The organism is Rhizobium phaseoli, from assembly GCF_010668805.1.
In the GTDB taxonomy this organism is placed as follows: domain Bacteria; phylum Pseudomonadota; class Alphaproteobacteria; order Rhizobiales; family Rhizobiaceae; genus Rhizobium; species Rhizobium phaseoli_A.
This window is the reverse complement of record NZ_WUFT01000017.1, coordinates 90,621-111,016: the sequence shown is the minus strand read 5'-3', so window position 1 is coordinate 111,016 and position 20,396 is coordinate 90,621. Positions and strand designations below refer to the sequence as shown.

Genomic DNA, 20,396 nt, shown 5'->3' with positions numbered 1-20,396 from the left:
GCCTTCTTCAATTCTAAAGCGCGTGCATCAAAACGCGCTTCATCAGGCGCATTCGAGTGTCGTTATTCCGGAACCCTTACGACCTTCCGGGCGACACGCATTCTCACGCGGCAGGTTTATGCCGTCGCTTCGACGACCCGGACGGCTTTGGCGCGTTCCTGGGCTTCCTTGCGGACAGCGTCCTGTACCTTTTCGAAGGCGCGGACCTCGATCTGACGGACGCGTTCGCGGCTGATGTCGAATTCGGTCGAAAGGTCTTCAAGGGTCACCGGATCCTCGGCGAGGCGGCGAGCCTCGAAGATACGGCGTTCGCGCTCGTTCAGCACGCTCATGGCTTTCGCCAGCATACGCCGACGGGTGTCGAGCTCATCCTGCTCGATCAGCACGTCTTCCTGGCTGTCATGGTCGTCCACCAGCCAATCCTGCCATTGGCCGCCGTCACCTTCGGCCGCCTTGATCGGCGCGTTCAGCGAAGCGTCGCCGGACAGCCGGCGGTTCATCGAAATGACCTCCTCCTCCGAGACTTTCAACTTGGTGGCGATTTCGGAGACGTGCTCCGGCTTCAGGTCGCCGTCATCAATTGCCTGGATACGGCCTTTCAGCCGGCGCAGGTTGAAAAACAAACGCTTCTGGTTGGCGGTCGTGCCCATCTTCACGAGCGACCATGACCGCAGAATATATTCCTGGATCGAGGCCTTGATCCACCACATAGCGTAGGTGGCAAGGCGGAAGCCGCGCTCAGCATCGAATTTCTTGACGGCCTGCATCAGGCCGACATTGCCCTCGGAGACGACTTCGCCGATCGGCAGGCCGTAGCCGCGATAACCCATCGCGATCTTTGCGACGAGGCGAAGATGGCTGGTGACGAGCTGGTGGGCGGCGTCGGGATCACCGTGTTCGGCATAACGCTTGGCGAGCATATATTCCTGCTGCGGCTCAAGCATCGGAAACTTGCGGATTTCGTCGAGGTAACGATTGAGACCGGCTTCGCCGGCGGTAATGGACGGCAATGTATTTCGGGCCATAGTGCACCCTCCTAAAGTGGCTTCCGGCTCCCGTTGGCAACGCGTTCTCGCGTTAGAAAAGGCAAACCGGGACATGCGGCTCTAATGGGAGCCCGCACTAAGTCAATGTACAGATAAGTGTGGCGAAACGGCGGTTCAAGGTGCTGCTCACGCAGCTGTGAGAAGGGTTCGCAGACGTCTCTATCCCCGCAATGACTGGACCAGTTCTACCATATCATCCGGCAGCGGCACTTCGAAATGCATGATTTCGCCGGTGCGGGGATGCTCGAACTGCAGCATGAAGGCATGCAGCGCTTGGCGACCGAAACCGTTGACGACCTTGCGGATGTCTTGGGGCAGGATATTGGCCTTGGTTTTGAAGCCAGCGCCGTAAACCGTGTCACCAAGCAACGGATGGCCGATATGAGCCATATGGACACGGATCTGGTGGGTGCGGCCGGTTTCGAGGTGGCACTCGACCAGTGAGGCAAGCGCGGTCGCGTCGGGTTTTTCTTGGAAGCGCTCGACCACCTCGTAATGGGTGATCGCCTCGTCGGCGTCATGACTGTCGGGGCGCTTGACGGCGCGGCGCGTGCGATCGCCGGTGGCGCGGCCAAGCGGCGCGTCGACCGTGCCCGTCAGCGTGCGGGGCCGGCCCCAGACGACGGCCTGATAGGCGCGCTCGAGCGGCATGGTGCGGCCATGGTCGGCAAATTGGAGCGAGAGGTGGCGATGGGCAATGTCGTTCTTGGCGACGACCATGACCCCTGTCGTGTCTTTGTCCAGACGGTGGACGATTCCAGGCCGGCGCACGCCACCGATGCCGGAGAGCGTATCGCCGCAATGATAGATCAGCGCGTTGACCAGCGTTCCCGTCCAGTTGCCGGCCCCGGGATGTACGACGAGACCGGAAGGCTTGGAGATGACGATGACGTCTTCGTCCTCATGGAGGATATTGAGAGGAATATCCTCGCCTTGCGGCGTCGGGTCTTCCGGCTCGGGCAGCGTGATTTCGAAACTGTCGCCGTTGCGCACCTTGCGCTGGGGGTCGGTGACGGGTTCGCCGCGCAGAAGAACCTGGCCGTCCTTGATCAGCGCCTTGATCCGGCTGCGCGAAAATTCCTCGGCGACCTGTGCCGTCAGCCAGGTGTCGAGCCGGCCTTCTGCGGTTTCATCGGCGGTCAGGACTTTTCTATTGCCTGCTGCTTGTTTAAAGGGGTCGCTCAAGACGCTTCTTCTCCGACGTATTTTTAGAATGGGACGCACAGATGACAGCTATCGAGCCAGACGATCAGGAAGAGAAGCCCCTTGATCCGGCGATGGAAAGTGTCCGGCGCAAGATGGTCCGCCTGCAGATCGTTTCCGGCGCCATCATGTTCGTGAGCCTTATGGCGGTCTTCGGGGCGGTTGTCTACAAGACGATGCACAGCGAACCGAAGGACACAGCGGCGACGGTTTCCGCCTCCGGCGTGCCCTCGGATGCGCCGCTTTCGGCGACAGTTTCCCTGCCGCTCGGCTTCAAGGTGCAGTCCACTTCGTTCTCTGCAGGGCAGATCCTGTTTTACGGCGAGACGGCCGAGGGTAAGAGCAAGGCGCTGGTCTTCGATTTCAGGACTGGCCGCACCGTCGTCGATCTCACCGTCTCGGGCAATTGAGGCGGGCATGGCCGCCGTCCCGATCGCCATCGACAGCGCCGACGATCCGCGGGTCGCGGAATTCCGCAACATCCGCGAGCGCGACCTGACGGGCCGAGAGAAGCGCTTCATCGCAGAAGGCACCGTCGTGCTGCGCATGCTCGCCGAGGCGCACCTGGGAGACCGCGGCTTTTTCGCCGAGAAGATACTGCTGCTGCGCAACCGCGTCGACGGCGTTCTGCCGATCCTGGAACGACTGCCGGCCGATGTGCCGGTCTTTGTCGCCGAGGCCGATGTGCTGAACGGCGTCGTCGGTTTCCATCTGCATCGCGGCGTACTCGCACTCGGCCGGCGAGAGGATCGTGGGGAGGCGGCACTTCTCGACGCGCTGCCGGAACGGGCTCTGGTCCTCGTCGGCTGCGGCATCTCCAATCATGACAATGCCGGCTCGATGTTCCGCAATGCAGCCGCCTTCCGAGCCGATGCAGTGCTGCTCGACGAAACCAGCTGTGATCCGCTCTACCGCAAGGCGCTGCGTGTTTCGGTTGGTTCGGTGCTGAGCGTTCCGCACCGGCGCGGCGGCAAGGCGCTGGATATGCTTCTGGCACTTGCCGACCGGGGCTTTGCCATCTGGACGCTTTCGCCGCACGGCAAGACCGATATCCGCGCCATTCCGGCTTCCATGCGTATGGCGCTCGTCGTCGGCACGGAGGGGGAGGGGTTGCCGGAGGCGCTGCTTGCGCGCTTTCAGAGCGCGCGCATTCCACAGTCGGAGGAACTCGACAGTCTTAACGCCGCGACGGCGACGGGGATCGCGCTGTTTTCCATAGCTTCCGCCATGGGTCGGATCTAAATTACAACGTCTTTTTAGACACGCGAAGGACGCCGTAGCATACTGAATTGCTGCAGGTCTCAGCGCTGGGGATCGGCGATGATCGCCGTTGCCCGGTCGGCAAGGCTGACGCGATCGTTCGGGTTCTTTTCCGCAGCCTCCGCTAGAAGCGTGCGGATCGGCGATGAGGGACCTTCGTTGAGTGCGGTCAGCGCCACCATGTTGGCGGCGATCGAGGCGATCTCCTCGCGGATCGCGCCATCGCGTCCGGGCGCGGCCTTTGCCTTTTGCAAGCGCTCAGCAAGGGCGGCGCTGCGTTTGCGGACATCCTGGCCGATCTCAGCCGTGACAACGGCGGCGTCGAGCGTGGATGTCGTCGTATCTTCGGCCGCCAATTCCGCCGGCAACTCCGCGGCCATCCCGGCAAGACCGGCGTCGCGTAGCACGCGGTTGACCTTGCGGATCTCGGCATTGGCGGCCTTCAACTGTTCCTTCAACTTGACGATCTCCTGCTGGCGGCGAGCGACCAGGGTTTCCTTTTCGGCGGCGGACGCGCTGTCGCGCGCGGCCTTATCCTCCAGGCGGATCACCATGTGCTGCTGCTGCGTCAGTTTCTGTTCGGCATCCTTGGCGCGCTTCTGCAGCAGGGTGACGTCCTGGCGCAACGTGTCTCGTTCGTCGCGCAAGGCGTTGGCGCGAAATTTCAGGCTCTCCGCCTCGGTCTCGCGTGCAGCCAGGTCGATCCTCAGTCCATCGGTCTGTTCGCCGAGCTTGCTCAGCCGCGTCCTCATCGTCGCCAGTTCGCTCTCCTTGTTGGCAACGGACTGTTCGGCAATATGCAGATTGGTCTTCAACTGACTGATATAATTCTCGTCCTTGCGCAGATGCGAGCGCTGCTCGGCGGCCTCGACATGCATCTCGCCGATCTGGGCCTGCAATTCGCCGATATCGGCGGCAAGCCTGCCTGCATCGACGGCAAGCGCGTCGTGGCGAAGCTGGAGCGACAGGGATTTCTCCCGCTCACGCAGAAGGTCCTGGGCGGTCCGGGCATTTTCAGCGGCATAGAGCGCGCGCACCATATCCTTCTGGGCGCGAACCTCCTGCGGGCTCAGCGGCATGGTCGCCTTCAAGCGGTTCTCGGTATACCAGACAATGCGGCGGTGAACGGCGGGTGAGACCAGAAAAACGAGGAAGGCCGCGGTCAGGAAGCCCAATCCGAACAAGAGAGCATATTCGATCACGGCGCGGCCATCGATTCGAAGGTTGATACGGGGTCAGCCGCGATGATTAAGCACGCAGGACCCGCATGGCAAGGCCGCTGATGCGGGCGGGGATAGATTCCAGCGGCCTTGCAGCCTCAGAAGGGGTTCCAGGTCGGCGCCTGGGTGATCTTCAGATAGCCGACATTGATACCCAAGCGGGCACCGACGCCGGTGCGGATCGGCACGACCAGGACGTCATTGTTCTTGAGCAGCGTCATGCCGAAGCCGGCGATCACATAGGCCGAGCCGCTGACGCCGCCGAACCGGGCATAGATACCGTTGACGGAGGGCAGGTCGTAGACCAGCATCATCACGCGGGAGCCCTGGCCGCCGTAATCGAGGCCGAGCGAGGGACCCTGCCAGTAGAGATTATGTTCGCCGGCGTTCTTGGTGTTCAACTGACCTTCGCCGTAGGTAAGACCGGCGATGAAGGCGCCGCCGCCCTCTTGTCCGAGAATATAGCCATTTGGCAGGCCGTATTTCTGGAAGGCACTCTCGACGACTTTGGCAAGTCCGCCGCTGGCGGAACCGAAGAAGGAGTGGCCGGCGTCGACGATTTCCTGCATCGTGTACTGGCCGTTGTCCTGGGCGGAGGCAGGTCCGGCAATCATTAGCGAGGAGAAGACGAGGGCCGAAAGCAACCTGTAGAAGTCGATGAATCGGTGCGGAAATCGAGGGCGCATGGTATCATCCGTTCGTCGTTTGGCTGGAGCGGGCAAGCGCTCGCGGCGATTGGTGCATTTTGCGCCGATGATCTTAACAATCGGTTTACCAAATATGGTGTCATTATGGCACCGAATACGATCGCAAACTTCGCGCAATTTTGATGAAGCATATTCCCGGGCGCAATGAAATTGCTGCCCCTCAGGAGACGATGATGTCCAAGAACCTTAATCTCACCTTGGCCGGCCCGGATCTGGCCGCGCTTCTTTGCAGCCGCGTTTGCCACGATGTCATCTCACCGGTCGGTGCGATCAACAACGGCCTGGAACTCCTGGATGAGGGTGGCGCCGATGCCGATGCGATGGACCTGATCCGCACCAGCGCGCTCAACGCCTCCGTCCGCCTGAAATTCGCACGCCTCGCCTTTGGCGCTTCGGGTTCTGTCGGCGCCTCGATCGACACCGGCGAGGCCGAACGTGCAGCCAAGGATTTCGCCGTCGCCGAGAAGAAGACCGAGGTGATCTGGAACGGGCCGCGCGCCATCGTCGCCAAGAACCGCGTCAAGCTGCTGCTCAACCTTTTTCTGGTCGCCTATTCCGCCATCCCGCGCGGTGGCGTGCTCGAAGTAACGCTTGAGAATCCCGAGTTCGATGCTAGGTTCAAGCTCACGGCCAAAGGGAAACTGATGCGCTTGCCGCCGAAATTCGTCGAGATATCGACCGGCACCATCGAGGAGGCGATCGACGCTCATTCGATCCAGCCCTATTACACCGTGCTTCTGGCGCAGGAATGCGGAATGACGCTTGATCACAGCGCCAGCCCCGAAGAGTTGGTGTTCACTGCGGTGGCCGCCGCTGGCTGATTTCGGAGCGAGGGCGGGTGCACGCGCCCGTCCGGTAACGATTCCTTAGCCTGATGGACCTATCCTCCAGGGTTGTAAGAGGCCTCTTGCTGCGACGAATGCGGGGGCAAAGGAGCGCCCATGCAAAGGTTCATGATCACCGATAATTCGGATATCGTCCGCAAGGTCGGCAAGCGCATTCTCTCTGAACTCGACTTTCTCGTCAGCGAGGCCGCCAACGCTGGTGAAGCACTGCAGCGCTGCCAGGCGGAGCTGCCGGAATATCTGGTCGTCGATTCCGGTATGGAAGGCGCTCTCGAACTCATCGCCGCCATCCGCGCCATGGACGGCGGCAAAGAGGTCAAGATTTACTACTGCGTCGTCGAGGCGGATCTGAAGAAGCTGATGGCGGGCAAACGGGCCGGTGCCACCGACTTCCTGCTGAAGCCGTTCGATCGCAAGATCTTGACCGCCGTCTTCGGAAATCGCGCGATCGCTGCCTGATGGCATGCCTCTCCCCATGCAGCATGATGCCGAAGGTGTAAGCACGTTCGGCCGCAGACACTGTTTTCCCTTTGTGCCGATCCAGTCCCGATCAAGACGGATTCTTATTGCCGGGCAGAAACGAAAAATCCCGCCGGAAGGGCGGGATTTTCGTTGTCCGATAAGGGGGATCGGAAAATCAGGCGGTTTCGGCGTATTCGGCACCATCCGGCTCGCGCAGAACGTAGCCACGGCCCCAGACGGTCTCGATGTAGTTGGCGCCGCCGGCGGCGTTGGCGAGCTTCTTGCGGAGCTTGCAGATGAAGACGTCGATGATCTTCAGTTCCGGCTCGTCCATGCCGCCATAAAGGTGGTTCAGGAACATTTCCTTGGTGAGGGTAGTGCCCTTGCGGAGCGAAAGCAGCTCCAGCATCTGGTATTCCTTGCCCGTCAGGTGGACACGCTGGCCGCCGACTTCGACAGTCTTGGCGTCGAGATTAACGATCAGTTCGCCAGTCATGATGACCGACTGGGCGTGGCCCTTGGAGCGGCGGACGATAGCATGGATGCGGGCGACGAGTTCGTCCTTGTGGAAGGGCTTGGTCATGTAGTCGTCGGCGCCGAAGCCGAGGCCGCGAACCTTGTCTTCGATGCCGGCCATGCCCGACAGAATGAGAATCGGTGTCTTGACCTTGGACAGCCGGAGCGTGCGAAGCACTTCATATCCGGACATGTCGGGCAGGTTCAGATCGAGAAGGATGATGTCATAATCATACAGCTTGCCCAGATCGACGCCTTCTTCACCGAGATCGGTGGTATAAACATTAAAACTTTCTGATTTCAGCATCAACTCGATGCTCTGCGCCGTCGCGCTATCATCCTCGATGAGAAGTACCCGCATAATTATCCCCTTTACCGCCGCCGAAAGGTGGTCTGGCCCCCTACACGATACCGAACACGCTACGTGATTTGGAGGCTGCCACGAAATGGTTAACAAATTCTAATTCACTCTGGCAAGGAGTATCGAATTTATTAAATATTTTTTCCATTTCTCTGTTTTCCAATAGGAATCTCAAATGGCGCTCCTAAACTTTTACATTAGGAAAAGACGCTAAGTGATTCATCCGACTCGCCAATGAAAAGGTTCGAACTTCATGCCGCGGCATTTACCGACCCTTAAATCATCTGGCCTATCATTAACGATGCCCGTAAACGAAAGGTTACCAGCGGTAGGTATTTGTTAATATCGCAGGAAATTTTTTAGCAAACCGTGTCAAAGCGGCGCGCAGGGCGGTTTCAAGTTGAGCCGGGGTCTCGCATCACGGGAGTAATGCGTATGAAGTCGCGAGAGAGTCTCGTTCGCCTGAAAGAGTTTCAGGTGAACGAAAAACGACGTCAATTGCAACAGTTGCAGATGATGATGTCCGAATTCGAACGAATGACGAAGGATCTGGAAAGCCAGATCGTCGTCGAGGAAAAGAAGTCCGGTATCTCAGATCCGAATCACTTTGCCTATCCGACCTTCGCCAAGGCCGCGCGTCAGCGGGCCGATAACCTGCAGGTTTCGATCAAGGAACTGAAGATGCAGGAAGAGACGCTGGAAATGGCGCTCGAGGAGATGCAGGCCGAATATGCAAGAGCGACGGCGCTGGAAGAGCGTGACAGCGGCGCCCGCGCAAGGGCGTAAGAACGGAGGGCGCCGACTTCGGCGCCCTGGCGATCGCCACTGAGAAGCCATGTATGACGGGCGCGCTGTCCGTCATACATGGCTTTTGGTGTTTCGCCGTTTTACACTCTATCACCCACTCGGAAATCGCAGCCGTTTGGGCAGCAAAGATCAGTTCACGACATCGTGCCATTCCGGATGGCGTTGCGCCTGTGCCTTGAAGAAAGGGCAGAGCGGGATGATCTTCCAGCCTCCGGTCCGGGCCGCTTCCACCGCGTGCAGCGCCAATGCCTGGCCGACGCCCTTGCCGCGCAGCGCATCGGGAACGGCGGTGTGATCGACGATCACGAGTTTCGCCGAGGTGCGCGAATAGGTCATCTCGGCTTCGTGCCCTTCGACCTCGGTCGCATAACGACCGCCGGAAGCGCCTTCCTCGTTTCGAATGTCCATTATCTTTCCTCGCTGAGGGATGGGGATATTGTCGTCGGCGACGGTGACACGGCGACGCGATCATGCCAAGCCGGCAAGGCGATTGCTGGAGGAGACGGAGTGTTCATGAAAAATGTCGGGTCGGCGCGAGATTCGGACCTATGAGAACGTTTTCGATGATCCGCCCCGTCCTGCTCGTGGCTGCGCCATTCCTCCTGGCGCTCGGTCTCATCTTGCCGCTGGTCCGTTTCGAGACGCTGTATTTCTTCGATCGGACCCCATCGCTCATCGAAATCGTCGTCTCGCTCTGGCAGGGAGGGGATGGGCTGCTGGCGGCGATCGTCGCATTGGTTTCGATCCTGCTCCCGCTTCTGAAGATGATCGGCATTGCCGCGGAAGTGACGACTGCCGGCGGTGGGGCCGGCAGCCTGTTTTATCGTCGCGTCGTGCCGCATCTGTCCAAGTGGTCAATGATGGACGTGCTGCTGGTCGCGATCGTCATTGCGGCGGCGAAGACAACGGGACTGGCAAATGCCTTCACCCAGCCCGGCCTCTGGTGTTACGCCGCCTCGTCAATGATTTCGGGCCTTCTTCATTCCCTGACGGGAGATGCGTCCGGCCCGAAATAGATGTCGATGATGGCGTGCGATCAGTGGCGATATTGCTGGATGCGCGTGGTGCGCAGGCCGGCAAGGCCATGGCTGTTGATCGATGACTGCCAGGAGAGGAATTCTTCGACCGTGAGCGTATAACGCTCGCAGGCCTCTTCCAAGCTCAACAGGCCACCGCGAACAGCCGCGACAACCTCTGCCTTCCGGCGGATCACCCAGCGCCGCGTATTGGGCGGCGGAAGATCCGCGATCGTCAGGGGGCTGCCATCGGGGCCGATGACATATTTAACTCGGGGACGTATCATTTCGGTCATTGGACTCTCTACACAACGCAAGACCACGGACGCCACTCTAGCCTGCCACATTTAAAAATTGCCTAAACTCATCGTAAGACTTTGATAACAAATTTAGATGCCCTGGCGCGGCCGGTGGCCTGGGACGGCCATCTGCAGACCGTCAATATGGTGCGCCTGCAAAAAAGGGGCGCGCCGAAGAAATAGGACTGATTTCCCGGGATGATCTTTGTAGCGCTGGGTATAGGGCAGAGCGCAAGACATCTTCTCCGTTCTTTCCTGTGTACCAGTCCAGCTCGCGTTTTTGGTGACCGGGCTCGTCGGATGCAGTGCAAAAGTCGTCTTTGCCAATGCCCCGGCTCGGAACCTTTTACTGCCAACGGCGAGGTTCGACTGAAGCAGGCCATACGTGGTACGAAGATGAAAAGAAGTGAGCATGCGCGCGGCGATTGCATTGAGGATGCTGGATTTTCGCCGTCACGGAACGGTCGCGCCGAACGCCGGCAAGGAGCGGCTCGGCGAGATGACAAAGCTTGCGGACTTCGATTTTTATTTTGCCCTCGGCTTTCCCGAGAAGCGACCGCACGGCTTTCATCGAAGTTCGGCTGACCGGCAACTCGGAGGGAAGTCTTGCCGGCTTTTGCGGGGCGGCCGATGTCTTCTATTGCATCAGATTGGTGATCGTGGCGAAGCGGACGATCGTGTCGAATCTTCTGTAAGGAGGGGGCGTTAGCGGGCGGCATTGCCAAAAACGCCGCCTCAACCCGCATCTTTCAGATGCATGCGCTGAAGAATGCTTTCGCCTTCGTGCTCGCACGACGATGACCTGAAATAATACATCTTCGCCTTTTCAGGTGCTTGCCTCATGTCCACGCAGCGCACGCGATGCGCTGCGTCATGGGCGCATCGAACTTCTGGCCAAGGTTCTGCGAAGATGCAGTTCTGCGGGCGGCCGGTCGGCGAGGCTTACCCGGCGCGAAATCGAATGCGCGCGCTGGTTGGCGGCCGGCAAGAGCAGCGACGAGTCACGATCATTTCGATCTCTCGTCGCATACGTTTCGGATTATCTGAGGAGCGCAATGCGCAAGCTCGTTTGGTCGGCGGCATGCAGGCGGCCGCCCGAGCATTGCGGGACCGGCTGCTGAAGCAGCCGGTCCCTTTCATAAAGCCTAGAAACCTTTTCCGCGGGTCAGCTCCGACACGACGGTTCCAGCAATGATGCGGATATCCATCACAATCGAAAAATTCCCGACGTAATAGAGATCGCTGACGATGCGCGCGCGCGCCTTGGCCGGACGATCGGTCGGGCCGCGCAGGCCGCGCATCTGGGCAAGGCCCGTCATGCCGGGACGCATGGCATGGCGCTGATGGTATTCCGGAACGAGCTCTTCGTAGAGCATGCCGCCGGCGCGCATGCCGATTGCGTGGCAGCGCGGACCGACGACGGACATGTGACCCATCAGCACGTTCAGCAACTGCGGCAGTTCATCAACGTTGGTGCGGCGAAGAATGGCGCCGACGCGGGTGATGCGCGGATCGTTCTTCACCGTCTGGGCAATACCCGAGACATCGCAGAGATCGGTGCGCATCGAGCGGAACTTGTAGACCTTGATGGTCTTGCAGTTCTTGCCCCAGCGGGTCTGCTTGAAAAGCACCGGTCCCGGGCTGTCGAGCTTGATCAACAAGGCGACGAACAGAAGGAAAGGGGCGAGGACGAGGAGGGCGCTCAACGACGAAACGATGTCGAACGCCCGCTTCAAGACGAGATCCATCCACGGCGCCTGCGGCGCATCGCTATGGATGACAGGGGTCTGGATCTTCGGGCTGGGCTGCTGGCGGCGGCTTGGCCTGAAGGACTCTGTCGAAATGCTGTTGTTTAGTTCCGTGATGCTCAAGGATCGTACTCTGTTGTCTTCGAGGGGTGCGGCGGCAATAGGCGATCAATGGTTTACCCTGTCACCAGGGCTGCACTCAGGTCTTGGTAACCCTACTAAAACGGAAAAATGCGACAATTGTGTAATGGTGTCCAGAGAAATATCGCATCGCAGCAAATCTTTCGCATTTGCGTTAAGTTGAGGCAAGCTCATGATATTGCGTTAATAATTGGAATTTCGTCAAGGTTTCTAGGCCTTTGGCGAGGGGTTCCGGGGGTGTTCCTACGTGCTGTTTCGGCACGCGACCGACGGTCGTCATACGGTAATTTTAACGATTGCCGACGCGAAAACTTTTTGGCGAGGCTGCTCGATCATTCTCAAACTGTGTCGGAATATGACAAAATCAAGGCGGAACGGGTCACGATCCGGCGTCGGAAGATGGAAATCCGGGACTCACCCTAGAATCATTTGATCTCCCCCAATGCTGTTTGCGAATCACTCTCAGACTGCTGCCGACGGTCCGGTCGCGTCGAGAGCCACTCGATTCTAAAGCGCGTGTTGTTGTCCTGGAACCGCTGCCGACTTCCGGCAGACATTAGGAGAGAAGGGACGGGCTCCCGGCCGAGGCCGGTTGCGACTGCCGCGGCAGGTGCAGAAATTGGTACGGTGCGAGAAATGGCGCCGCCGCTGCCCGACGTTCAGGGATTGCTGCGGGTGGCTACACCGGCTCAAGGACGCGTTTGGTGCCGCCCCAGGCGATGAAGTTCGGGTTGGCGAAGTCGAAATCGGCGGCAGTTCCGGTCTTGCCGTAGGTCAGCGGCGCGCCGTCGAGCGTCACGGTCGAACCGCCGGCGGCGCGCAACACCGCATCGCCAGCCGCCGTGTCCCATTCCATAGTACGGGTGAAGCGCGGATAGACGTCGGCCTTGCCTTCGGCCAGCAGGCAGAATTTCAGCGAGGAGCCGATATTGGTGCATTTGGAGATCGCGTGGTGGGCGAGGAAGTTTCCGGTCTCCGGGCTGTTGTGACGAAGGCTTGCAAGCGCCAGCCTGTCGTCCGGCTGTTCGCGCACGGCGATTGCGGCGCGTGCGCCAACCGCGAACTCATCGGTCACGACGAGCCTTTGCGCCCGGCCCCGTTCTCCCGAGAAGGCAAGGCCGAGTGCCGGCGCATAGACGATGCCGGCCACCGGGCCACCGTCCTCGATATAGGCGATGTTGACGGTGAATTCCTGCCGCCCATCGACGAATTCGCGCGTGCCGTCGAGAGGGTCGACCAGGAAGAAGCCTCGGCCGGCGATGTGGGGCACCTTTCCGGCGGCGACCGATTCTTCCGCGACGACCGGTATTTCGGGATAATCTCTGGCGAGATGAGCAAGGATGATGCGTTCGGCCTCCTCGTCGGCGACCGTCACTGGACTTGCATCCGCTTTCATGGCGACGGGAAAGCCATTGCGCAAGACTGTGATAATGGCCTTGCCGGCTTCGAGCGCCGCCCGTTCAAATGTCCTCAGCATTGTCCTTTTGCCGTTCGCCATGCGGTGAGCACCCCACGGTCGCTCATCCGCAAACCATCCCTTTCACCACATGCTTGATATGGTGCTTCCCGTCGCGCTCTGCATCCCCGATACCGCAGTTTCCCGATGCTACCATAACTTTTCAGTGGTGTCAGACGAAGATCGGGCGCGTGCTGGTGAAATGGTATTCGTAAAAGAACGTGGGTCGGGGTTTGAATTTGCGCCATCTTCCAATTCTATGGAATAGCTTACGCGACAAACGGCGTAGAAAATCGACGGCGACATCTTCGGATCGTTAACTCACCGGCGGTTTATGACCAAAAATAGGTCCTTCCTTGCCGATTTTCTGTGGATTTTGGTTCAAAATGCGCCAGTTAGGCCTGTTCGGACAAGAATTTGTCGGAGTAAATCCTTTTTGTCTTCACATTTCCAACGAAACCGGTATGCATTCGGCCTATGAGGTTCTCTGAAACGGGGAACCAAAGAACCAAAAAGAGATGCAGCCTGTTGGGCTCGTATCCAGGGGAAAACGACATATGGAGTATTTCGTCCAGCAGCTCTTCAATGGGCTGACGCTCGGATCCATCTATGGCCTTGTGGCTATTGGCTATACGATGGTTTACGGCATTATCGGCATGATCAATTTCGCCCATGGCGACATTTTCATGCTCGGTGGTTTCGCCGCTCTTATCGTCTTTCTCGTCCTCACATCCATCTTCGCAGGTCTTCCGGTGGCGGTTCTGCTGCTGGCGATGCTTGTTGTCGCGATGCTGATGACGAGTTTGTGGAATTGGACGATCGAGCGCGTCGCATACCGTCCGCTGCGCGGTTCCTTCCGCCTGGCGCCGCTGATCACCGCCATCGGCATGTCGATCGTACTGTCCAATTTCATCCAGGTGACGCAGGGTCCGCGCAACAAGCCGATCCCGCCGATGATTAGCTCGGTCTATCAGTTCGGCAACATCTCGGTTTCGCTGAAACAGATCGTCATCATCGTGATCACGGTCGTGCTGCTCGCCGTCTTTTGGTACATCGTCAATCGTACCGCACTCGGCCGTGCCCAGCGCGCCACGGAGCAGGATCGCAAGATGGCGGCGCTGCTCGGCGTCAATGTCGACCAGACCATCTCGATCACCTTCGTTATGGGTGCGGCACTGGCTGCCGTCGCCGGCACGATGTACCTAATGTATTATGGTGTCGCCTCGTTCGCCGACGGCTTCACGCCGGGTGTCAAGGCATTTACGGCAGCCGTTCTCGGCGGCATCGGCTCGCTGCCGGGCGCGGTTCTCGGCGGGTTGATGATCGGCCTGATCGAATCGCTGTGGTCGGCTTATTTCACCATCGCGTACAAGGATGTCGCGACCTTCGCCATCCTCGCTTTCGTGCTGATCTTCAAGCCGACGGGTATTCTTGGACGGCCGGAAGTCGAGAAGGTGTAACGTCATGGCAAACATTGATAATTCCGCAGGCAAGCCCGATGCAGGACTTGTCCGTAAAGGCCTTACCGAAGCTCTTTTCGCCGCCATCCTGTCGTTCGGCATGTTCGTCCTGTATGTCGGCCTCAAGACTGACCAGAACATCAACAACGAGTTGATCATCGTCCAGCGCTGGGGGCTGCTTGCGATCTTCGTCGCTGTCGCCGCGATCGGCCGCTTCGCCACGGTGGTTTTCCTGCGGCCGCATCTCGACAGTCGCAAGCTGGCAAAGGCGAGACAGGGTGAACTCGCCATCTCAACCGAGAAGAGCTTCTTCCACCGGCATTTCCTAAAGATCGCGCTGATCGCGCTGCTGCTTTATCCCATGGTGGTGGTGGCGATCAAAGGGCCTCAGGGCTCGCTGACATATGTCGACAATTTCGGCATCCAGATCCTGATCTATGTGATGCTTGCCTGGGGGCTGAACATCGTCGTCGGCCTCGCCGGTCTTCTCGATCTCGGCTATGTCGCCTTCTACGCGGTCGGCGCCTATTCCTACGCGCTGCTTTCGAGCCATTTCGGCCTGTCCTTCTGGGTGCTGCTGCCGCTTTCCGGCATTTTCGCCGCACTCTGGGGTGTCATCCTCGGCTTCCCGGTGCTGCGCCTGCGCGGCGACTACCTCGCCATCGTGACGCTCGCCTTCGGCGAAATCATCCGCCTCGTCATCATCAACTGGACGGATGTCACCAAGGGGACTTTCGGTATCTCGAGCATTCCCAAGGTGACGCTCTTCGGCATTCCGTTCGATGCGACGGCCGGCGGCTTCGCCAAGCTTTTTCACCTGCCGATGTCCTCGGCTTACTACAAGATCTTCCTTTTTTACCTTATCCTGGCGCTCTGCATGCTGACCGCCTACGTGACCATCCGGCTGCGCCGCATGCCGATCGGACGCGCCTGGGAAGCGTTGCGCGAAGACGAGATCGCCTGCCGTTCGCTCGGCATCAATACGGTGACGACCAAACTCACGGCCTTTGCGACGGGAGCGATGTTTGCCGGTTTCGCCGGCTCCTTCTTTGCTGCCCGTCAGGGCTTCGTTTCGCCGGAATCCTTCGTCTTCTTAGAATCGGCCGTCATTCTCGCCATCGTCGTGCTCGGCGGCATGGGTTCTCTGACCGGCATCGCGATCGCCGCAATCGTCATGGTCGGCGGCACCGAGTTGCTGCGCGAAATGGACTTCCTGAAAGTGATCTTCGGGCCGACTTTCACGCCAGAATTGTATCGCATGCTGATCTTCGGCCTCGCCATGGTCGTGGTCATGCTGTTCAAGCCGCGCGGTTTCGTCGGTTCGCGTGAACCGACCGCCTTCCTCAAGGCGCGCAAGGCAATATCCGGAAGCTTCATCAAGGAGGGCCATGGTTGATGAGCCCCGTCACCAACACCATGTCCAGCGATACGCTTCTCAAGGTCGAACACCTGTCGATGAAGTTCGGCGGCCTGATGGCCATCAACGACTTCTCATTCGAAGCCAAGCGCGGCGATATCACCGCGCTGATCGGGCCGAACGGTGCCGGCAAGACCACCGTCTTCAACTGCATCACCGGCTTCTACAAGCCGACGATGGGGATGATCACGCTCAACCAGAAGAGCGGGAAGCAGTACCTGCTGGAGCGTCTGCCGGACTTTCGCATCACCAAGGAAGCCAAGGTGGCGCGCACCTTCCAGAACATCCGGCTGTTCTCCGGCCTGACGGTTCTCGAAAACCTGCTCGTCGCGCAGCACAACAAGCTGATGAAGGCGTCGGGTTATACGATCCTCGGCCTCATCGGCATCGGTTCCTACAAACGGGAGGCGGCCGCATCAATCGAGCTTGCGCGCCATTGGCTGGAGAAGGCCGATCTGATCGACCGCGCCGACGATCCGGCAGGCGATCTGCCCTACGGCGCCCAGCGGCGTCTCGAGATCGCTCGTGCCATGTGCACCGGACCCGAGCTGCTTTGCCTTGACGAACCGGCCGCCGGCCTGAACCCGCGGGAATCAGCAACCCTCAATGCGCTGCTGCAGAGCATCCGTGCCGAAACCGGAACATCTATCCTGCTCATCGAGCATGACATGTCGGTGGTCATGGAAATCTCCGACCACGTCGTCGTTCTCGAATACGGCCAGAAGATTTCCGATGGCACGCCGGATCACGTGAAGAACGATCCGAAGGTCATCGCGGCCTATCTCGGTGTCGAGGATGAGGAAGTGGAAGAGGTGATCGCAACCGTCGAGCAGCTCGAAGGAGGCGCAAACTGATGGGCGATGAAGTAATGACGGGTCAACCGCTCCTTCAGGTGAATGGCGTCGAAACCTATTATGGCAATATTCGTGCGCTGGCCGGCATCGATGTCCAGGTAAAAAAGGGCGAGATCGTTAGCCTGATCGGCGCCAACGGCGCCGGCAAGTCGACGCTGATGATGACGATCTGCGGGAGCCCGCAGGCCCGTACCGGCTCAGTCGTCTTCGAAGGCCGTGACATCACCCGCATGCCGACCCACGAAATCGCTCGCCTGCGCATCGCGCAGTCGCCGGAAGGCCGCCGCATCTTCCCGCGCATGACCGTTCTGGAAAACCTTCAGATGGGCGCGGGCCTGGATAAACTCAAATACTTCGCCGAGGACGTCGAGAAGATCTTCACGCTCTTCCCTCGCCTCAAGGAACGCCACGCCCAGCGCGGCGGCACGCTTTCGGGCGGCGAGCAACAGATGTTGTCGATCGGCCGCGCGCTGATGGCGCGCCCGAAGCTGCTGCTTCTCGACGAACCCTCGCTTGGTCTTGCGCCGCTAATCGTCAAGGGCATCTTCGAGGCGATTCGGAAGCTCAATGAACAGGAGGGGCTGACCGTATTCCTCGTCGAGCAGAACGCATTCGCCGCCCTCAGGCTTTCGCACCGCGCTTACGTGATGGTGAACGGCAAGGTAACGATGAGCGGCTCCGGCAAGGAGCTGCTCGCCAATCCTGAAGTCCGTGCCGCTTATCTCGAAGGCGGAAGACACTAGCTCGAAGGGAGAGTTTGATATGCAGGGACTTTTCTTCGAAAGCGATACCGGCGCCCGCTTGATCATTCGCGCGATCGTCGTGCTGATCGGCTTCTGGACGGCCTGGCGCGCCGGCAAGGCGGTTGCCGAAGGCTGGAATGACTATCCGCTGACCGTCGTCTACACCTTCCTGCTCGCCTGGGCGATGCAGTTCCTGCACCACGCCCTATTTGATGGGCCGATGCTCAGCACCCTCTACTACTGCATCGATTTCGTAACGCTGCTGGTCTTCTCGACCGCCGGCTTCCGCTTTCGCCGCACCAATCAGATGGTCAACAACTATTACTGGCTGTATGAAAAAACTTCCGCGTTTTCGTGGAAGGACAAACATTGACAGTCCGTTGAAACTAGGCATGAATTGCCTTCAGAGTGGAACAGCTTTCCTAGCGCAGTCAATGGTGGGTAGTGCGCTGGGCCTTGGACCGGAACCCGCCCAAAAATTGGGAGTAACAATATGAAGAAGTCTCTTCTGTCGGCAGTGGCTCTGACGGCGATGGTCGCCTTCAGCGGCAACGCATGGGCCGACGTCCTCATCGCAGTCGCTGGTCCGCTGACTGGCCCGAACGCCGCGTTCGGCGCTCAGCTCCAGAAGGGCGCCGAGCAGGCGGCCGCCGACATCAATGCTGCGGGCGGCATCAACGGCGAGCAGATCAAGCTCGAGCTCGGCGACGACGTCTCCGACCCGAAGCAGGGCATCTCGGTTGCCAACAAATTCGTTGCTGACGGCGTCAAGTTCGTCATCGGCCACTTCAACTCTGGCGTTTCGATCCCGGCTTCGGAAGTCTATGCCGAAAACGGTATCCTCGAAGTCACCCCGGCCGCTACGAACCCGAAGTTTACGGAACGAGGCCTCTGGAACACGTTCCGTACCTGCGGCCGTGACGACCAGCAGGGCGCCATCGCCGGCAAGTATCTTGCCGATCACTTCAAGGACGCCAAGATCGCCGTCGTTCACGACAAGACCCCCTACGGTCAGGGTCTTGCTGACGAAACCAAGAAGGCGATGAATGCCGCCGGTCTGACGGAAGTCATGTACGAAGGCATCAACGTCGGCGACAAGGACTTCTCGGCCCTCATCGCCAAGATGAAGGAAGCCGGCGTCTCGATCATCTATTGGGGCGGCCTGCACACGGAAGCTGGTCTCATCATCCGCCAGGCGGCCGATCAGGGCCTGAAGGCAACGCTGGTTTCGGGCGACGGTATCGTTTCGAACGAACTGGCCTCGATCGCTGGCGACGCTGTCGCCGGTACCTTGAACACTTTCGGTCCTGATCCGACGCTGAACCCGGCCAACAAGGAACTCGTCGAAAAGTTCAAGGCCGCCGGTTTCAACCCGGAAGCCTACACGCTCTATTCCTATGCTGCGATGCAGGCGATCGTCGGTGCCGCCAAGGCTGCCGGTTCGGTGGATCCTGAGGCCGTTGCCACGGCCATGAAGGAAAAGGGTCCGTTCCCGACAGTTCTCGGCGACATTTCGTTCGATGCAAAGGGCGACCCGAAGATTCCTGGTTACATCATGTACGAATGGAAGAAGGGCGCGGACGGCAAGTACACTTACGTCCCGCAGGGCATGTAAGTTTCGCTGCCTTTGTGAGCGATGATTATCGAAGCCCGGTTCCGACCGGGCTTCTTTCTTTTTGCGAGACGTTCCAGGTCCCGCCTAGCTGGTCTAAAGCGCGTCGCGATCTTCAGATTCGCTCCTCGCGCTTTAGGTCTTTGTTTTTACCCAAGTCGTTAGCGCAAAATCGCTGCACATTTTTGCGCGTCATGCTTTAACTCTCGGCATCCTTTTGAAGCGTCGAGTGGAGCCGCCATGTCCAAACCCCGCATTCTCGTCACCCGGCGCTGGCCAGCCGCGGTGGAGGCCATTCTTGCCGACCGTTTCGACGTGACGCTCAACGGCAACGACAGTCCGCTCGGCGAGAACGAGCTGAGGCTAGCGCTTTCTACCTATGATGCGGTGCTGCCGACGGTTTCCGACCGGTTGCCGGCCGCCGTCTTCGAAGGCGCGCCTGTGGTCACCAAGATCCTCGGGAATTTTGGCGTTGGCTATAATCACATCGACATCGCCTCCGCCAAAGCGAGGGCCATTGCGGTGACGAACACGCCGGGCGTGCTGACCGACTGTACGGCCGATATCGCCATGCTGCTGCTGCTTGCCATTGCCCGGCGCGGCGGCGAAGGCGAGCGGCAGGTGCGCGGCGGCCAATGGAAGGGCTGGTGCCCGACCCATATGATCGGCACGAAGGTCACCGGCAAGACGGTCGGCATCATCGGCTTCGGCCGGATCGGCAAGGCGTTCGCGCAGCGCTGCCATTTCGGCTTCGGCATGGATGTCGTGTTCTTCAATCGCTCGACCGTCGATCCCGCGGAGGCGGCGCGGTACGGCGCACGGCAATTGCCGACGATCGAGGACGTGCTGGCGGCTGCCGATTTCGTTTCGTTGCACTGCCCTGGCGGAGCAGAGAACCGGCACTTGATAAATGCGGCGCGGCTTTCGACAATGAAGCCGAATGCTTTTCTCATCAATACGGCGCGCGGTGACGTGGTGGATGAGGCGGCGCTGATTGCAGCCCTGGAGACAGGCACGATCCGCGGCGCCGGGCTTGACGTCTACGAGGCGGAACCTGACGTGCCGGAGGCGCTGCGGCTGATGGAGAATGTCATGGTGCTGCCGCATCTCGGCAGCGCTACGGAAGAGACGCGGACTGCCATGGGCATGAAGGTGGTCGACAACGTGACGGCATTCTTCGAGGGCAGGGAGCTACCGGATCGGGTGGTTTGATGCGGTTGTCG

The 20,396-nt window shown here is 59.6% G+C and carries 23 protein-coding genes; 14 read left to right on the top strand and 9 right to left on the bottom strand.

Going from position 1 to position 20,396, the window contains the following annotated elements; all coding sequences use genetic code 11:
- Window positions 1–116 precede the first annotated feature (116 nt).
- Both rpoH and GR197_RS24100 read right to left on the bottom strand, forming a co-directional pair.
- Window positions 117–1,025: an RNA polymerase sigma factor RpoH gene (gene rpoH, locus GR197_RS24105; RefSeq protein WP_164014079.1), complete on the bottom strand. Its 909-nt coding sequence runs from the start codon at window positions 1,023–1,025 to the stop codon at window positions 117–119.
- A 180-nt stretch (window positions 1,026–1,205) separates the two neighbouring features.
- A complete protein-coding gene (locus GR197_RS24100; protein ID WP_164014078.1) occupies window positions 1,206–2,231 on the bottom strand; it encodes an RluA family pseudouridine synthase in 1,026 nt (341 codons plus the stop codon).
- A gap of 41 nt (window positions 2,232–2,272) precedes the next feature.
- On the opposite strand from GR197_RS24100, the gene GR197_RS24095 reads away from it, so the two are divergent.
- Together GR197_RS24095 and GR197_RS24090 are read left to right on the top strand one after the other, a co-directional pair.
- Window positions 2,273–2,659, top strand: coding sequence for a hypothetical protein (locus tag GR197_RS24095; protein ID WP_164014077.1), 387 nt, complete (start codon window positions 2,273–2,275; stop codon window positions 2,657–2,659).
- Between the two features lie 7 nt (window positions 2,660–2,666).
- A complete protein-coding gene (locus tag GR197_RS24090) occupies window positions 2,667–3,491 on the top strand; it encodes a TrmH family RNA methyltransferase (protein WP_164014076.1) in 825 nt (274 codons plus the stop codon).
- A gap of 59 nt (window positions 3,492–3,550) precedes the next feature.
- Here GR197_RS24090 and GR197_RS24085 read toward each other — a convergent pair whose 3' ends face one another.
- Together GR197_RS24085 and GR197_RS24080 are read right to left on the bottom strand one after the other, a co-directional pair.
- A complete protein-coding gene (locus GR197_RS24085; RefSeq protein WP_164014075.1) occupies window positions 3,551–4,711 on the bottom strand; it encodes a hypothetical protein in 1,161 nt (386 codons plus the stop codon).
- A gap of 116 nt (window positions 4,712–4,827) precedes the next feature.
- Window positions 4,828–5,415, bottom strand: coding sequence for a DUF1134 domain-containing protein (locus GR197_RS24080; protein ID WP_164014074.1), 588 nt, complete (start codon window positions 5,413–5,415; stop codon window positions 4,828–4,830).
- A 194-nt stretch (window positions 5,416–5,609) separates the two neighbouring features.
- On the opposite strand from GR197_RS24080, the gene chpT reads away from it, so the two are divergent.
- Entirely contained in the window at window positions 5,610–6,257 is a 648-nt protein-coding gene (gene chpT / locus GR197_RS24075; RefSeq protein ID WP_164014073.1) for a histidine phosphotransferase ChpT, read from the top strand.
- Window positions 6,258–6,377: 120 nt separating this feature from the next.
- The gene (locus GR197_RS24070) at window positions 6,378–6,740 is read left to right on the top strand and encodes a response regulator (protein WP_164014071.1); all 363 of its coding nucleotides are present in this window, start codon (window positions 6,378–6,380) and stop codon (window positions 6,738–6,740) included.
- 178 nt (window positions 6,741–6,918) lie between these two features.
- On the opposite strand, the gene ctrA is transcribed toward GR197_RS24070, so the two are convergent.
- Window positions 6,919–7,620 carry a response regulator transcription factor CtrA gene (gene ctrA / locus GR197_RS24065; RefSeq protein WP_003542362.1) on the bottom strand — a complete coding sequence of 234 codons (702 nt, stop codon included), beginning with the start codon at window positions 7,618–7,620 and terminating at the stop codon, window positions 6,919–6,921.
- A 435-nt stretch (window positions 7,621–8,055) separates the two neighbouring features.
- Between ctrA and GR197_RS24060 the strand changes: the two genes are divergently transcribed.
- Window positions 8,056–8,406 (top strand): hypothetical protein, encoded by a 351-nt coding sequence (locus tag GR197_RS24060; RefSeq protein WP_026188505.1) that lies wholly within the window; start codon window positions 8,056–8,058, stop codon window positions 8,404–8,406.
- 150 nt (window positions 8,407–8,556) lie between these two features.
- Here GR197_RS24060 and GR197_RS24055 read toward each other — a convergent pair whose 3' ends face one another.
- Entirely contained in the window at window positions 8,557–8,835 is a 279-nt protein-coding gene (locus tag GR197_RS24055; protein ID WP_003590529.1) for a GNAT family N-acetyltransferase, read from the bottom strand.
- A gap of 62 nt (window positions 8,836–8,897) precedes the next feature.
- On the opposite strand from GR197_RS24055, the gene GR197_RS24050 reads away from it, so the two are divergent.
- Window positions 8,898–9,443, top strand: a complete 546-nt coding sequence (locus GR197_RS24050) for a paraquat-inducible protein A (protein WP_204330365.1) — start codon at window positions 8,898–8,900, stop codon at window positions 9,441–9,443.
- Between the two features lie 20 nt (window positions 9,444–9,463).
- Here the strand turns inward: GR197_RS24050 and GR197_RS24045 are convergent, their stop codons facing one another.
- Window positions 9,464–9,739, bottom strand: a complete 276-nt coding sequence (locus tag GR197_RS24045) for a DUF1153 domain-containing protein (protein ID WP_007533628.1) — start codon at window positions 9,737–9,739, stop codon at window positions 9,464–9,466.
- A 415-nt stretch (window positions 9,740–10,154) separates the two neighbouring features.
- On the opposite strand from GR197_RS24045, the gene GR197_RS32490 reads away from it, so the two are divergent.
- Window positions 10,155–10,451 carry a hypothetical protein gene (locus GR197_RS32490; protein WP_246724675.1) on the top strand — a complete coding sequence of 99 codons (297 nt, stop codon included), beginning with the start codon at window positions 10,155–10,157 and terminating at the stop codon, window positions 10,449–10,451.
- A 436-nt stretch (window positions 10,452–10,887) separates the two neighbouring features.
- On the opposite strand, the gene GR197_RS24035 is transcribed toward GR197_RS32490, so the two are convergent.
- Window positions 10,888–11,613 carry a sugar transferase gene (locus tag GR197_RS24035; RefSeq protein ID WP_164014068.1) on the bottom strand — a complete coding sequence of 242 codons (726 nt, stop codon included), beginning with the start codon at window positions 11,611–11,613 and terminating at the stop codon, window positions 10,888–10,890.
- A 697-nt stretch (window positions 11,614–12,310) separates the two neighbouring features.
- Window positions 12,311–13,108 (bottom strand): 3'(2'),5'-bisphosphate nucleotidase CysQ, encoded by a 798-nt coding sequence (gene cysQ, locus GR197_RS24030; RefSeq protein WP_164014066.1) that lies wholly within the window; start codon window positions 13,106–13,108, stop codon window positions 12,311–12,313.
- A 536-nt stretch (window positions 13,109–13,644) separates the two neighbouring features.
- Between cysQ and GR197_RS24025 the strand changes: the two genes are divergently transcribed.
- From GR197_RS24025 to GR197_RS23995, 7 genes are all read left to right on the top strand, one after another.
- Window positions 13,645–14,547, top strand: coding sequence for a branched-chain amino acid ABC transporter permease (locus tag GR197_RS24025; RefSeq protein WP_007630700.1), 903 nt, complete (start codon window positions 13,645–13,647; stop codon window positions 14,545–14,547).
- A 4-nt stretch (window positions 14,548–14,551) separates the two neighbouring features.
- Complete coding sequence (gene livM, locus GR197_RS24020) at window positions 14,552–15,943, top strand: high-affinity branched-chain amino acid ABC transporter permease LivM (RefSeq protein ID WP_164014065.1); 1,392 nt, start codon at window positions 14,552–14,554, stop codon at window positions 15,941–15,943.
- The gene (locus GR197_RS24015; RefSeq protein WP_164014063.1) at window positions 15,943–16,818 is read left to right on the top strand and encodes an ABC transporter ATP-binding protein; all 876 of its coding nucleotides are present in this window, start codon (window positions 15,943–15,945) and stop codon (window positions 16,816–16,818) included. Before livM ends, GR197_RS24015 begins: the two co-directional genes overlap by 1 nt.
- Window positions 16,818–17,561, top strand: a complete 744-nt coding sequence (locus GR197_RS24010; protein ID WP_192815307.1) for an ABC transporter ATP-binding protein — start codon at window positions 16,818–16,820, stop codon at window positions 17,559–17,561. The genes GR197_RS24015 and GR197_RS24010 overlap by 1 nt, the downstream gene beginning before the upstream one ends.
- A gap of 19 nt (window positions 17,562–17,580) precedes the next feature.
- Window positions 17,581–17,934 carry a DUF6867 family protein gene (locus GR197_RS24005; protein WP_164014061.1) on the top strand — a complete coding sequence of 118 codons (354 nt, stop codon included), beginning with the start codon at window positions 17,581–17,583 and terminating at the stop codon, window positions 17,932–17,934.
- Window positions 17,935–18,054: 120 nt separating this feature from the next.
- Window positions 18,055–19,176, top strand: coding sequence for a branched-chain amino acid ABC transporter substrate-binding protein (locus GR197_RS24000; protein WP_164014059.1), 1,122 nt, complete (start codon window positions 18,055–18,057; stop codon window positions 19,174–19,176).
- 237 nt (window positions 19,177–19,413) lie between these two features.
- Entirely contained in the window at window positions 19,414–20,385 is a 972-nt protein-coding gene (locus GR197_RS23995; protein ID WP_164014057.1) for a 2-hydroxyacid dehydrogenase, read from the top strand.
- Window positions 20,386–20,396: the final 11 nt, after the last annotated feature.